This window comes from Methylobacterium sp. R2-1, assembly GCF_014191355.1.
Classification (GTDB): Bacteria; Pseudomonadota; Alphaproteobacteria; order Rhizobiales; family Beijerinckiaceae; genus Methylobacterium.
On the sequence record NZ_JACHWM010000012.1, the window covers coordinates 215551 to 228809 of the forward strand.

Sequence of the window (13259 nt, forward strand, 5' to 3'; positions counted from 1 at the left end):
CGACGATTCGATGACACGATGGCGATTGGCGCCGTCACCGCAGCGTGAGAGGGAAACTCAGCTCCGTAAAACCTTCCAGCGTGAGCAGCCCCGCCGGGGGCGGCGGGAAGGGGGCGGCCGCCTGAGCGGCGCGGGCCGCGCGCTCGCCGAGCGCGACCGGGCCGTCCTCGATCTCGACGCCGTCAAGCCCGCCCTTCGCATCGATTCGGACCCGGATCGTCACTTGGCCGCCGCGCCGCGGCGCCCGGGCGCGATCCGCCATGCCGATCCGACTGACGACCCCAGCCACCCAGGCTTTCGCCCGCGCATCGACCCGCGGCGCAGCCAGGGCGTTTCCGGGCGAAGCGGCCAGCATCAGTGCCAGGAGGAGGACCGACCGGAGGAGAAACGCAACCAAGACGAGGAACTCCGCAACGAAAAAGGGCGCCCTGCGGCGCCCTCGGAACGCGTGATCGCCAGCCGATCACATCCTGTTCTTCTTGGACTTCATCTTCTTCGATTTCATCTGGCCGCCGCCGCCGGACATCTTGTTCATGCCGCCCTCGGGCTGCACGCCGGCCGCGTTCGAACCGGTCATCTGCGTGGTATTTGCGCTCTGAGCCACGGCCGCCGTGGTCAGGGTTGCGGCGCCGACGAGAAGCGCCGCCGCGAGGCCGATCACCTGTTTCATGAGCGTCTCCCGGATTTTGTCGTCTTGTACTTGACCGCGACATCAACCCACGGCTGCGGCCGCGGTTCCTGTTCTCGGCGCCTCCTTCGTCGATGCGATGCAGCAACCGCGGCAGGGGCAGCAAGAACTCAGGTACGGATCGACGCGCCCCGGCGCAGATGCTCGTCGAGGCGCGGCATGATCTCGACGAAGTTGCAGGGGCGGTGGCGATAGTCGAGCTGTTGGGCGAGGATGCCGTCCCAAGCATCCTTGCAGGCGCCGGGCGAGCCCGGCAGCACGAAGATATAGGTCGCCCCCGCGACTCCGGCGGTGGCCCGCGACTGCAGCGTCGAGGTGCCGATCTTGTCGTAGGAGATCCGGTGGAACACCGCCGAGAAGCCGTCCATGCGCTTCTCGAACAGCGGCTCGATCGCCTCCGGCGTCACGTCCCGTCCGGTGAAGCCGGTGCCGCCGGTGGTCAGGATCACGTCGATGGCCGGATCGCGGATCCAGCCTTCGACCTTTTCCCGAATGGCGGCGACCTCGTCCGGCACGATGTCCCGGCTCGCGAGCCGGTGCCCGGCCTCGGTGAGCCGCGCGGCCAGGGTGTCGCCGGAGCGGTCGTCGGCGAGCACGCGGGTATCGGACACCGTGAGCACGGCGATCGAGAGGGGGATGAAGGCGCGGGGCGTCGGCTCGCTCGTCATGCTGCCGATGTTGTCCCGTAGACGCGGCGGGTCAACCGCCGCCTGACGTCGCGGAGGAGCCATGCACATCACGGCAGGGCGGCGCGTTGAGGCGCTGGGCCACCCCGTGCTACGCGCGGAGCGATTTCGCGAAATCGCGACACGTCCGAGGCGCTGAAAACGATGATCCCCCGCTACTCCCGTCCCGAGATGACCGCGATCTGGTCGCCGGAGAGCCGGTTCCGGATCTGGTTCGAGATCGAGGCCCATGCCACCACGGCTCTGGCCCAGATCGGCGTCGTGCCGAAGGAGGCCGCCGACAAGGTGTGGGAGAAGGGCCGCGACGCGACCTTCGACGTCGCCCGCATCGACGCGATCGAGGCGGTGACGAAGCACGACGTCATCGCCTTCCTCACACATCTGGCCGAGATCGTCGGGCCGGAGGCGCGCTTCGTCCACCAGGGCATGACCTCGTCCGACGTGCTCGACACCTGCCTCAACGTGCAGCTCACCCGCGCCGCTGACATCCTGATCAAGGATCTCGACGCCCTGCTCGCCGCCCTGAAGCGGCGCGCCTTCGAGCACAAGCACACGCCGACCATCGGCCGCTCGCACGGCATCCACGCCGAGCCCGTCACCTTCGGCCTCAAGCTCGCCCAGGCCTATGCCGAGTTCGCCAGAGCGAAGGACCGGCTCATCGCCGCACGAAAAGAGGTCGCGACCTGCGCGATCTCGGGGGCGGTCGGCACCTTCGCCAATATCGACCCGCGGGTGGAGGAATACGTCGCCGAACAGATGGGGCTGGCCCCGGAGCCGGTCTCGACCCAGGTGATCCCGCGCGACCGCCACGCCATGTTCTTCGCCGTGCTCGGCGTGATCGCCAGCTCCATGGAGCGGCTCGCGACGGAAGTGCGCCACCTGCAGCGCACCGAAGTGCTGGAGGCCGAAGAATTCTTCTCGGAGGGGCAGAAGGGCTCCTCGGCCATGCCGCACAAGCGCAATCCGGTGCTCACCGAGAACATCACCGGGCTCGCCCGCATGGTGCGCGGCTACGTGACCCCGGCACTGGAGAACGTCGCGCTCTGGCACGAGCGGGACATCTCGCATTCCTCGGTCGAGCGGATGATCGGCCCGGACGCGACGGTGACCCTCGACTTCGCGCTCGCCCGGCTCACCGGGGTGATCGACAAGCTCTTGGTCTACCCGGCCACCATGCAGAAGAACCTCGACCGGCTCGGCGGCCTCGTCCACTCGCAGCGGGTGCTCCTGGCGCTGACGCAGGGCGGCGTCTCGCGTGAGGATTCCTACCGGCTGGTTCAGCGCAACGCGATGCCGGTCTGGCGCGGCGAGGGCGACTTCCTCACCCTGCTCAAGGCCGACCCGGAGGTGACGGCGGTGCTCAAGCCCGAGCAGATCGAGGAGTGCTTCGATCTCGGTTACCACCTCAAGCACGTCGACACGATTTTTTCGCGGGTGTTCGGGGACGCGTGATCCGTTCTGCACGGAACCTGCTTCGCGCTTCACCTGACGACGGACGATCGAGACTGCCCGAAGAGACTGCCATGAGCCGCATTGCCTACCTCAACGTTGAGTTCCTGCCCCTCGACGAGGCCCGCGTGCCGGTGATGGACCGCGGCTTCCTGTTCGCGGACGGGATCTACGAGGTGGCCGCCGTGCTGCACGGACGCCTCGTGGACAATGCAGCCCATCTCGCCCGGCTCGACCGCTCGCTCTCCGAGATCGGCATCCACAATCCGCACACGGCGCCGGAATGGGAGCGGCTGCAGAGCGAACTCGTCGCGCGAAACGAGGTCCGCGAGGGCCTCGTCTACATCCAAGTGACGCGGGGCGTGGCCGAGCGCGACTTCTCGTTTCCGAAGGGGGACGTGGCCCCGACCGTGGTGATGTTCACGCAGGAGAAATCCATCGTGAACAACCCGATGGCCGAGGCCGGCGCCCGGGTGATCACCGTGCCGGACCTGCGGTGGAAGCGGCGGGACATCAAGTCGGTGGCGCTTCTGGCCCAGGTTCTCGCGAAGCAACAGGCGGCGGAGGCCGGTGTGGCCGAGGCCTTCATGGTCGAGGACGGGGTGGTGACGGAGGGCTCCTCCTCCACCGTCTTCATCCTCACCAAGGGCGGCACGCTGGTGACGCGCCCGCTCTCCCACGCGGTTCTACCGGGCATCACACGCAAGGCGGTGCTGGCGCTAGCGGAGGAGACCGGCCTCGCCTTCGAGGAGCGGCTCATCAACGCGCGGGAGCTGCCCGAGGCGGCGGAAGCCTTCTACACCTCGGCCTCGGCCTTCGTGATGCCGGTGGTGGAGATCGACGGCAAGCCGCTCGGCGACGGACGGCCCGGCCCGGTGGCACGGCGCCTGCGCCAATTGTACTTCGCCTTCGCTGAAAGGTCAGAGGCTTAGCGTGACAGGAACGCGAAGGCGCGCGCATCCGTTGGTCCCCAAAGGATCACCCGAGGACGCGATGACTTTCAGGAAAACCACGCTAAGCGCCGCCGCTCTGCTCGTCGGCCTGATGAGCACGGCGGCCTTCGCCCAGGATCCGTCCGTTCCACAGCGCGGACAGGACAGCGACCCGAAGCTGCCCGCCCCCCAGGACCAGGTGCCGGAGAAAGTCCGGCCGGAGAGCGACACAACCGGCAGCACGCTCAGTGACAAGCTTGAGAAGTCGGGCGGCGTGATCAAGCCGCCGGCCGGCGTCGATCCCGAGATCAAGACGATCGCGCCGGAGCCGACCCCGAACTCCACCCCCGTGATCAAGCCGCCGGGCAATGCCAAGTAGCTCAGGACGGAGCCCAGATCGGCCGGAATGATGCGGGAAGACGCATCAGCCATGCGGAGCGGTCCCCAGACCTAAGGGCCCGCTTCGCTTGACCTGCCTGTCGAGATCGCCGAAGACGCCCCCGTATGCTCGATCCCCCGGCTCGACGGCCGGGGTTTTCGCGCGTGGCGCAACCGCTTGGCGCCCGCGCCATCGATTGCGAGACAGGTCAGACGCGCATGGCGAACGTCGTCGTCGTAGGCGCCCAATGGGGCGACGAGGGCAAGGGCAAGATCGTCGACTGGCTCTCGGAGCAGGCCGACATCGTCGTCCGCTTTCAAGGCGGCCACAATGCCGGCCACACGCTCGTGGTCGGCGAGGCCGTGTACAAGCTCTCGCTGCTGCCTTCCGGCGTGGTCCGACCGAACACGCTGGGCGTGATCGGCAACGGCGTGGTGCTCGACCCCTACGCGCTCGCCTCCGAGATCGATCGGCTCGCCGGCCAGGGCGTGACGGTAACGCGCGAGAACCTTCGCGTGGCCGACAATGCCACCCTCATCCTGTCGCTCCACCGCGAGCTCGACGCACTGCGCGAGGACGGGGCGCCCGGTACCAAGATCGGCACGACCAAGCGCGGCATCGGTCCGGCCTACGAGGACAAGGTCGGCCGCCGGGCGATCCGGCTGATGGACCTCGCCGACCCGGAGAACCTGCCGCCGAAGATCGAGCGGCTGCTCGCCCATCACAACGCCCTGCGCCGCGGCTTCGGCCTCGAGGAAATCTCCGAGCAGACGATCCTCGATGAGCTGACGGGGATTGCCGAGCGGGTGCTGCCTTACCAGGACACGGTGTGGCGCCTGCTCGACGAGGCGCGCCGGGGCGGCAAGCGCATCCTGTTCGAGGGCGCGCAGGGTGCGCTGCTGGACGTCGATCACGGCACCTACCCGTTCGTGACCTCCTCCAACACGGTAGCCGGACAGGCGGCGACCGGCTCGGGGCTCGGCCCGCGAGCGATCGGCTACGTGCTTGGCATCGCCAAGGCCTACACCACCCGCGTCGGCGAGGGCCCGTTCCCGACCGAGCTGCACGATGAGATCGGCCAGCGCATCGGCGAGCGCGGCCGCGAATTCGGCACCGTGACAGGGCGCAAGCGCCGCTGCGGCTGGTTCGATGCCTGCCTCGTGCGCCAGACCGTGCAGACCTCGGGGATCGACGGTATCGCGCTGACCAAGCTCGACGTGCTCGACGGCTTCGACGAGATCCGGGTCTGCACCGCCTACGACATCGACGGGCAGCGCTTCGATCATCTTCCCGCCAGCCAAGCGGCGCAGCAGCGCGCCGTGCCGGTCTACGAGACGATCCCCGGCTGGAGCGGCACCACGGCGGGCGCCCGCTCCTGGGCCGATCTGCCGGCCCAGGCGATCAAGTACGTGCGCCGGATCGAAGAACTGATCGGCGCGCCGGTGGCGCTGCTCTCCACCTCGCCGGAGCGCGACGACACCATCCTCATGCACAACCCCTTCGAGGATTAAGTCCCGGGACGGCGGGTAGAGACAGGCAGATCCGGGCACGATGGCCGACTATTATCCGTTGCTGGCACGCGCGCTCGACGCCCTGCCCGATCGATCCCCGGCCTTGCGCCGCGCCGTCTACGATCGCGCGCGCAGCGCCCTGATCGCACAGCTCCGCTCGCTCGATCCGCCAGTGCCGGAGGCCGATATCGACCTCGAGCGTCAGGCGCTCGATACGGCGATCGGACGCCTGGAGGCCGAGTACGAGACGCCCCCCGCCGCGGCCGGGATGCCGGCGAAGGCGCCCGAGCCTGCGCCGCCGAAGCCGTCCCCTCCCCCAGCATCCGAACCGCTCCGGCCGGAGCCGCTCTCGCCCGGCCCTCTGCCGCCGACGCTGCCGGAACCCGAGCCACCGCAGAACCCGGACGAACCGCTGGTCCTGCCGCCCGCCTCGGTGCCGGCCGGGATCGGATCGGATCTCGGTCCCACGGAGTCCAAGCCGGCGGGCGAGACGGTGCCGTTCATGCCGCCGCCCCGCCGGTCGCGGACCGACGAGGTCCCGAAGCCCGCACCGGAGTCGGCCGACGGCTTCATCCCGCTCACGCCGTCCCCCGCCGAGACCGCGAGTGGGGCCAAGACCGAGGCGGATGTTGACATCGCGTCGCCCGAAGCCGCCACTGAAACGAACGGCGCGAGCGAGGCGAGCAACGGCCGCCAGCGGCCGCGCATCGATGTGGTGGCGCCACCCGCGGGCCGTTCGCGCCTGCTGCGCAACCTGTTCGTCGGGGGCGTGCTCGCGACGGTGATCGCACTGATCGCGGTGGCCGCCTTCTTCCTGCGCGACAAGCCGTCCGACCTTCAGCAGAGCGCGACCGAGCAGGAGGTACCGGCCGAACAGCCGGACGCGAAGTTCTCGGATCGGGTCGGGGCGGAGCGCAGCGAGGCCGAGGCACGGTCGAAGCCGGCCGCTCCCGGCGCTGCACCGGCACAGCCGGAGGTCACCGTCTCGCAGCGGGCGATCCTCTACGAAGAGAACCAGAGCGATCCGCGCGCCCAGCCGATCTCCACCAATGGCCACACGGTCTGGCGGGTGGAGGCCGTGAACGGCGCTCAGGGCGAGCCGCTGCAGACGGTGCTCCGGGCCAATGTGGAGTTTCCGGATGCGGGGCTGACGCTGGCAATGACCATGCGCAAGAATCTCGACGCGACGCTTCCCGCCTCGCACACGATCGAGCTCGCCTTCACCAACAACGCCGATGCCGGCGCCAAGCGCGCGGTGCAGAATATCGGCCTGCTCCAGCTCAAGGACGAGGAAGCCGCCCGCGGCTCACCCGTCTCGGGGCTTCCGGTGCGTGTTCGTGAAAACCTGTTCCTGATCGGGCTGTCCTCGCTGAAGAGCGATGTGGACCGCAACACCGAACTGATGCTGCACAAGAACTGGTTCGATCTGGCGCTGACCTACACGAGCGGACAGAGGGCGGTCATCAGCTTCGAGAAGGGCGCGGCCGGCACCCAGGCCCTGCAGAACGCCTTCGCGCAGTGGCGGGAGTGATACGTTGTCCGGTTGAGGTGTTCGGTTCCGCACTTTGCCTTCATCGCGAGGCGGAGCCGAAGCGATCCAGGGCGCGACCTTTCCGGATCGTGCGGAGCCCTGGACTGCCACGGCTTCGCCTCGCAAGGACGGAGAGGACATCGAAGCCACCAACCGGATTTGGTATGACGCGCCGCAGGAAGCAGTGACGGTCGCCCACACGCCGCGACGGCGTCGCGACTGACGAAAAAACCCGGCCCATTGGGCCGGGTTTTTTACGTTCTCGGGTTGGACGGGAGACGCCCTCGCGGTCTTACGAGACCCGCGCCTCGGTCCGGGGCAGTTCGCGGGTCGCGAGGTTGCGCTTGACCGCCTCCTGCACCTTCTCGAAGGCACGCACCTCGATCTGACGGACACGCTCGCGTGAGACGCCGAACTCGCCGGAGAGATCCTCCAGGGTGATCGGATCGTCAGCCAGCCGCCGCGCCTCGAAGATGCGGCGCTCGCGCGGATTCAGCACGCCGAGCGCGTCGCGCAGGGCCGAGAGGCGGTTGCGCCCCTCCTCCTCGCGGGCGAGCACGGTCTCCTGGCTCGGGCTGTTGTCCACCAGCCAATCCTGCCACTCGCCCTCGCCCTCCTCGCGCAGAGGCGCGTTGAGCGAGGTGTCGCCGGACAGGCGGCGGTTCATGTCGATCACGTCCTGCGCGGGCACGCCGAGCGAGGTCGCGATCTGCTGGACCTGATCGGGGCGGAGATCGCCCTCGTCGAGAGCCGAGATGCGGCCCTTGGCCTTGCGCAGGTTGAAGAACAGCTTCTTCTGGTTGGCGGTGGTGCCCATCTTCACGAGGGACCACGAGCGCAGGATGTATTCCTGGATCGCCGCCTTGATCCACCACATCGCGTAGGTGGCGAGCCGGAAGCCCTTGTCCGGGTCGAAGCGCTTGACCGCCTGCATCAGGCCGACATTGCCCTCGGACACCACTTCGCTGATCGGCAGGCCGTAGCCGCGATAGCCCATGGCGATCTTGGCCACGAGACGCAGGTGCGACGTCACGAGGCGGTGGGCGGCTTCGCGGTCGCCCTCGTCGCGCCAGCTCTTGGCAAGGGTAAACTCTTCCGCCGGTTCCAGCATCGGGAACTTGCGGATCTCATCGAGGTAGCGCGAAAGGCCTCCCTCATTGGCGAGCACGGGCAGAGCGCCGGCCATGTGCACCTCCTTCAACAGCCCCCCTGTCGGGCAGGCCCCAAGCGAATGACCGCTCCCTTGAGCCGGCCACGCCGCTTCCCATCTTAATGGAAATCCGTAATGCCCGGTAGCGACCAACGCTGTTCACGCGGGGTCTCAACGCGCGAACCGGAGTCCGGGTTTAACCTCTCACGGGCGCACAAGGGTCGCAGTGCCGAAACGCACTTTTCTGGTGACTCTCGCAACACGCCCGCTGCGCCGTAAACCCTATCACGCTCCCAGGCGCTGGAACCGGCTCTGAACCCCTGCGGACGGATGCGCTTCGAGGAAGCCCAGAATCGCCTCCGCCGATTGCGGGCGGCCGAGATGGTAGCCCTGCATGAAGGGACACCCCATGGCTTGCAGCGTGGCGAGGTCGTCTGCCGTCTCGACGCCCTCCGCCACGACTTCGAGGCCGAGCGCCCGGCCGAGACCCAGCACCGCCTGGACGAGGCCACGCTTGTCCTCGGCCTCGGTCAGACCCGTGACGAGGCTGCGATCGATCTTGACCCGGTCGGCCCGCAGCTGGCGCACTGAGGCCAGTGACGAGTAGCCGGTTCCGAAATCGTCGAGTGCCATCCGGATGCCCGCTCGCGACAGCGCCAGCAGCTTGCCCTGCACCGCCTCGATGTCGAGCGCCGTCTCCTCGGTGATCTCGATCTCCAGGGCCGTCGCCGGCAGGCCGAGCAGGCGAAGCCGTCCGAGCACGATCTCATCGACCGCAATCTGCGCCATCTCCCGCGGCGAGACGTTCATCGCCACCGAGAGGTCATGACGGCCCCGGTCTCGCAACGTACACAGCATCCCGCAGACCTGCTCCAGGATGAAGCGCAGCAGCGATTCCGTCAGCCCGGCCGTGGCGGCGGCGGCGATCAGGTCGGCGGGCGGAACCCAGCCGTGGACCGGATGGTGCCATCGGACCAGCGCCTCCAGGTTAATCACAGCGCGGCCGTCGCGGCCGAAGATCGGCTGGAACCACACCTCCAGCGCCCCCTCGGCCAGGGCTTGCGAGAGGTCGCGCTCGCAGTCGCGCCGCACCTCCAGGCGGGCGCGCAGACCCTCGTCGAACAGGCGGAAGTGGTTGCGGCCCGAATGCTTGGCGGCGTAGAGCGCCTCGTCGGCGCAGCTCAAGAGATGCGTCAGGCTGTCGGCCGGACGCTGGCAGATGCCGATGCTCATGCCCAGCCGGCCCGTATCGAAGCTCTCGAACGGTTCGGCCACGATCCGGATGAGGCGATCGGCGAGACTCGCCGGACTCTCGATCAACCGGGCGGTATCGTAGACGAGGGCGAACTCGTCCCCGCCGAGGCGCGCGGCGTCGCAATCCGCCGGCAGAGCGACCCGGATCCGGTGGGCGACCTCGACGAGCACCCGGTCCCCGGTGGTATGGCCGTAGACATCGTTGACCGACTTGAAGCCGTCGAGGTCGAGCAGCATCAGGCACAGCGCTTGTCCGGCAGCGAGCCGCTCTTCCGCCCGCTGAACGAAGCCCGCGCGGTTCAGGAGGCCGGTGAGGCCGTCATGCGTTGCCCGCTCGCGCATCTCCTCCGCCAGGGCGCTCGCGCTCGCATGGGCGGCCTTGCGCGCCTCGGCCAGCGCGGTCGCCTCGTTCTTCAGGCGGCTCGTCTCGCGGAAGCTCCACTCGGTCGCGATCGTGCTGCGGATCAGCGCGGCCAGATACAGCAGGACGGTGGCGGCAAGGCAGTTCCGGTCGAAGCCGCCGACGGCGAGCAGGCAGATCGCGACCGACAGGAGCGGCGGCGTGATGAAGCAGATCGGGATGCGCGCGTAGGCGATGCCGTGCGTCACCGCGCCGGCGGTGATCCCGCAGGTGACGGTGAGATAGAAGAGCGTCTGCGCCGTGGTGTAGCCGTCGCAGAGGATCGGTACGAAGGCCCAGACGGAACCGGAGAGCAGCGCGGCGAGGCAGGCCAGCCGCAGGTGACGGTCGATCGAGCGGCAAGCGGTCTCTCCCGCGGCCGGGCTCTCGTCCGAAGACGTCACCAACCCCGCGCAGGGCGCGCGGCACAGGCTCCAGCGCAGCAGGTTCGCGGCCGTGGATGCGGCGAACCAGAATCCGCCCAGCGCGCCATGCCCCGAATGCAGAGCCACCAGGAAGCTCGTCAGGCCGAGCAACATGTTGACGGGCAGCGCCCATTGCATACTGGCGCGCACCGCGTCGAGTTGATCGCCGCGGATCAGCCTGTCGAGATGTGGCCCGGTGCTCGGACGTGAGCGCATGGAGAACGAGCCTGGGTCACACGCTTCGGACATGAAGCATACTGCTTCTACGCGCAAAGACGTAACAGATGGTTGAAGTCCGCTTCATTCTAGAGTTGCGTGTCGAGACGACGACATCGTGACTCTGCGCCCGGACTCAACTTAGTCTCCGCCCGACGTGACCTTTCGGCAAAGGACGGTGAGACAGGAACGTCGCCGTTGGAGCCTTGTTCGTCTGCTCCGTCGGTCGGCCCGATCGGCGTCTCAGAGTACCTCACAAAACGCCCGGCCTGACGGTCGCCAACCACTCGATCGCCCCCTCCTGCGCCTGTGATCGCCGGCCGCCTGTCCGGACCGGAGCCCGTCACCCCTTCTTGCGCAGGGGCCTCACGAAGCAGCCGGCGCTCGGTGTGAAGCCGGTTGCGCCGCAGAATTCCGGCAGGCCGGTCCCCTCGGCGGCGGCCAGGAGCTGGAGCGCGCCGCAGCCCGCCATCCGGGCAGCCTGTGCGGCAGCCTTCAGCAACTGGCGACCGACGCCGCGACGGCGTCCGTCAGGGGCGACCAGCAACATCGTGATCTGCGCCATCGGCGCGGTCTGTTCGAGCACCGGATACCAGTGCAGCACCACGATCCCGCTCGGCGGCCCCCATTCAAGGGAGAGCAGCGCCGTGCCGTGTCCGTAGCGGAGAGCGTCGAGCTGCTCGGCCAGGAGGTGCGAGGACACCGGATGACCCGAGGCGCTCAACAACTCCGCGAGCCCCGGCGCATCGGCCGGCAGCGCCGAGCGGATCTCCAACCCGTAGCGGCTTCCCAAAAGCGCCTCCGCTCGATGCCGTTCTCACCCTGCAGCGCGGGGCCGAGGCCAACCCCGCTGTTCCAGCGCCGAAGAACGGGTGATCCACGGTCGCGGCACGAGAGGCAAGGCGATGCGCTTCTTTTCCAAACCCACGCGCATCGCCCGCGGGCAAGGGATGTCATGTTCCTCCGGCGTGACGGAACTGCCTGATGCCGGTGGCTCATCTCAGCCGAGGGCGGCGAGCAGCCTTGAAAAATCCTCCGGCAACGGGCTCTCGAAACGGAGGCGCGCGCCGGAGCGAGGGTGAAGAAAGCCCAGCTCGGTCGCGTGCAGAGCCTGCCGCCCAAGATGCTGCAGGGCGGCGCGGGCAGGTTCGGTGAGCCGGGCCGATTTAGTCTTGAAGGCGCCGCCATAGACGGGATCACCCAGGAGCGGGTGACCGCGATGGCTCAGATGCACTCGGATCTGATGGGTGCGGCCGGTCTCCAGGCGGCAGCGCAGCAGCGCGGTGACGCCATCGGCACCGGGCAGGGATTCAAGCTGGTAATGGGTGATCGCCTCCCGTCCCTCGCCCTCGCGGACCACGGCGATCTTTTCGCGGTTGTGGCGCGAGCGGGCGAGGTTCGCGCGGATCGTCCCCGCCCTCGGCTCGGGCACGCCCCAGACCAGAGCGAGATAGGCCCGCTCCAGGGCTCCGCTACGGCCGTGATCGGCAAATTGCGCCGAGAGACCCTGGTGGGCGAGGTCGTTCTTGGCGACGACGAGCAGGCCGCTCGTGTCCTTGTCGAGACGGTGCACGATGCCCGGCCGGCGCACGCCGCCGATGCCGGACAGGCTCGCGCCGCAATGGGCGATCAGCCTGTTCACGAGGGTACCGTCCTCGTGCCCCGCCGCCGGATGCACGACGAGGCCCGCCGGCTTGTCGACGACGATGAGATCCTCATCCTCGTGGACGACTGCGAGCGGCAGCGCCTCGCCCAACGGCTCGGCGGCGAGCGGCGCCGGAACGCTGAGATCGATCCGGCAGCCGGCCGCGACCTTACGCGAGGGATCACACACCACCGCCCCGTCGCAGCGCACGAGGCCGTTGCGCACTAGAGCCTGGAGCCGGGCGCGGGACAAATCGTTGAAGGTCCGGGCGAGGACGCGGTCGAGCCGCTCGGGAACAGCTCCTTCTTCGAGGAGGAGGCTGCGTGCCTCGCCACCGCCGGGAATCGTGGAAAGCACCGTGGAGGACACCGTAAGGATTCTCGTCGTTTCGCCCCGGAAAGCGCTTGCGGGGTCGGAGATGCCTCGCTATACGAACCCCCGTCGGCCCGGAAGCTCCCATCGTCTAGCGGTCTAGGACGTCGCCCTCTCACGGCGAAAACAGGGGTTCGATTCCCCTTGGGAGCGCCACCGGCCAAGTTCCCCAAAATCTGATTGCTTGTGCTTTGTGGGTGCCTGTGAGTTCGGGCTTCTGCTGGGCGTTCGACGGCTTTTTCCTGGCGCCCAACGCCCCCCTTCGGTCTGTGACCCAGGGTCGTTCGTATGGCGGGCGGCAAGAGTCATCGCTCCTGACTTTGGCAGCTCCTTCTTCCTTCTCCGGCTCGTGAGCGCAGATCCGATCCTCGCTTCAGGAAAGGCATGCGAGGGCATGGCCTCGTGCAGGCATCTCCTCTGAAGCCTGAGCGAAGTGCGGTTTGGCCGGGAGCCCCCTCCCCTTTCGGGTCGCCGGGGTGCGTGGCGGGTGGGGCCTGCCGGTCCGTCGTGGTGTGATCGGCGTGGAACGGCATGAAGCCCGCGGACCTGTCGGGGTCTGCGGGCTTGGGCCGGGTCGGGACGATGGGGGATGTTGGTTGCGTGTGATGTTGGTTGCGGGGG

The 13259-nt window shown here is 68.4% G+C and carries 12 protein-coding genes and 1 tRNA gene; 6 read left to right on the forward strand and 7 right to left on the reverse strand.

The window, feature by feature from the left end:
• Positions 1 to 34: 34 nt before the first annotated feature.
• The 3 genes from FHU13_RS17920 to moaB all read right to left on the reverse strand — a co-directional run bounded on the left by FHU13_RS17920 (position 35) and on the right by moaB (position 1356).
• On the reverse strand, positions 35 to 397 hold the full coding sequence (locus FHU13_RS17920; RefSeq protein ID WP_183437213.1) for a TonB family protein: 363 nt from the start codon (positions 395 to 397) through the stop codon (positions 35 to 37).
• 66 nt (positions 398 to 463) lie between these two features.
• On the reverse strand, positions 464 to 661 hold the full coding sequence (locus tag FHU13_RS17925) for a hypothetical protein (protein WP_183437214.1): 198 nt from the start codon (positions 659 to 661) through the stop codon (positions 464 to 466).
• Between the two features lie 137 nt (positions 662 to 798).
• The gene (moaB, locus tag FHU13_RS17930; RefSeq protein WP_183437215.1) at positions 799 to 1356 is read right to left on the reverse strand and encodes a molybdenum cofactor biosynthesis protein B; all 558 of its coding nucleotides are present in this window, start codon (positions 1354 to 1356) and stop codon (positions 799 to 801) included.
• Positions 1357 to 1518: 162 nt separating this feature from the next.
• Between moaB and purB the strand changes: the two genes are divergently transcribed.
• From purB to FHU13_RS17955, 5 genes are all read left to right on the forward strand, one after another.
• On the forward strand, positions 1519 to 2826 hold the full coding sequence (purB, locus tag FHU13_RS17935; protein ID WP_183437216.1) for an adenylosuccinate lyase: 1308 nt from the start codon (positions 1519 to 1521) through the stop codon (positions 2824 to 2826).
• Between the two features lie 71 nt (positions 2827 to 2897).
• Entirely contained in the window at positions 2898 to 3755 is an 858-nt protein-coding gene (locus FHU13_RS17940; RefSeq protein ID WP_183437217.1) for a D-amino-acid transaminase, read from the forward strand.
• Between the two features lie 61 nt (positions 3756 to 3816).
• Positions 3817 to 4134 carry a hypothetical protein gene (locus FHU13_RS17945; protein WP_183437218.1) on the forward strand — a complete coding sequence of 106 codons (318 nt, stop codon included), beginning with the start codon at positions 3817 to 3819 and terminating at the stop codon, positions 4132 to 4134.
• A gap of 218 nt (positions 4135 to 4352) precedes the next feature.
• A complete protein-coding gene (locus FHU13_RS17950) occupies positions 4353 to 5645 on the forward strand; it encodes an adenylosuccinate synthase (protein ID WP_183437237.1) in 1293 nt (430 codons plus the stop codon).
• A 40-nt stretch (positions 5646 to 5685) separates the two neighbouring features.
• Positions 5686 to 7176: a histidine kinase gene (locus tag FHU13_RS17955; RefSeq protein ID WP_183437219.1), complete on the forward strand. Its 1491-nt coding sequence runs from the start codon at positions 5686 to 5688 to the stop codon at positions 7174 to 7176.
• Positions 7177 to 7468: 292 nt separating this feature from the next.
• On the opposite strand, the gene rpoH is transcribed toward FHU13_RS17955, so the two are convergent.
• From rpoH to FHU13_RS17975, 4 genes are all read right to left on the reverse strand, one after another.
• Positions 7469 to 8362: an RNA polymerase sigma factor RpoH gene (gene rpoH, locus FHU13_RS17960; RefSeq protein WP_183437220.1), complete on the reverse strand. Its 894-nt coding sequence runs from the start codon at positions 8360 to 8362 to the stop codon at positions 7469 to 7471.
• A 249-nt stretch (positions 8363 to 8611) separates the two neighbouring features.
• Positions 8612 to 10621: a bifunctional diguanylate cyclase/phosphodiesterase gene (locus FHU13_RS17965; RefSeq protein WP_183437221.1), complete on the reverse strand. Its 2010-nt coding sequence runs from the start codon at positions 10619 to 10621 to the stop codon at positions 8612 to 8614.
• Positions 10622 to 10964: 343 nt separating this feature from the next.
• Entirely contained in the window at positions 10965 to 11414 is a 450-nt protein-coding gene (locus tag FHU13_RS17970; protein ID WP_183437222.1) for a GNAT family N-acetyltransferase, read from the reverse strand.
• A 207-nt stretch (positions 11415 to 11621) separates the two neighbouring features.
• Positions 11622 to 12635 carry an RluA family pseudouridine synthase gene (locus FHU13_RS17975; protein WP_312889607.1) on the reverse strand — a complete coding sequence of 338 codons (1014 nt, stop codon included), beginning with the start codon at positions 12633 to 12635 and terminating at the stop codon, positions 11622 to 11624.
• An 83-nt stretch (positions 12636 to 12718) separates the two neighbouring features.
• On the opposite strand from FHU13_RS17975, the gene FHU13_RS17980 reads away from it, so the two are divergent.
• A tRNA-Glu gene (locus FHU13_RS17980) sits at positions 12719 to 12794 on the forward strand.
• The last annotated feature ends 465 nt before the right edge of the window (positions 12795 to 13259 follow it).

Excerpts from the sequence above, each read along its gene's own strand:
- rpoH (WP_183437220.1), bottom strand. The coding sequence starts at position 8,362 with ATGGCCGGCGCTCTGCCCGTGCTCGCCAATGAGGGAGGCCTTTCGCGC.
- FHU13_RS17945 (WP_183437218.1), top strand. The coding sequence starts at position 3,817 with ATGACTTTCAGGAAAACCACGCTAAGCGCCGCCGCTCTGCTCGTCGGC.
- FHU13_RS17955 (WP_183437219.1), top strand. The coding sequence starts at position 5,686 with ATGGCCGACTATTATCCGTTGCTGGCACGCGCGCTCGACGCCCTGCCC.
- FHU13_RS17940 (WP_183437217.1), top strand. The coding sequence starts at position 2,898 with ATGAGCCGCATTGCCTACCTCAACGTTGAGTTCCTGCCCCTCGACGAG.
- moaB (WP_183437215.1), bottom strand. The coding sequence starts at position 1,356 with ATGACGAGCGAGCCGACGCCCCGCGCCTTCATCCCCCTCTCGATCGCC.
- FHU13_RS17950 (WP_183437237.1), top strand. The coding sequence starts at position 4,353 with ATGGCGAACGTCGTCGTCGTAGGCGCCCAATGGGGCGACGAGGGCAAG.
- FHU13_RS17965 (WP_183437221.1), bottom strand. The coding sequence starts at position 10,621 with ATGCGCTCACGTCCGAGCACCGGGCCACATCTCGACAGGCTGATCCGC.
- purB (WP_183437216.1), top strand. The coding sequence starts at position 1,519 with ATGATCCCCCGCTACTCCCGTCCCGAGATGACCGCGATCTGGTCGCCG.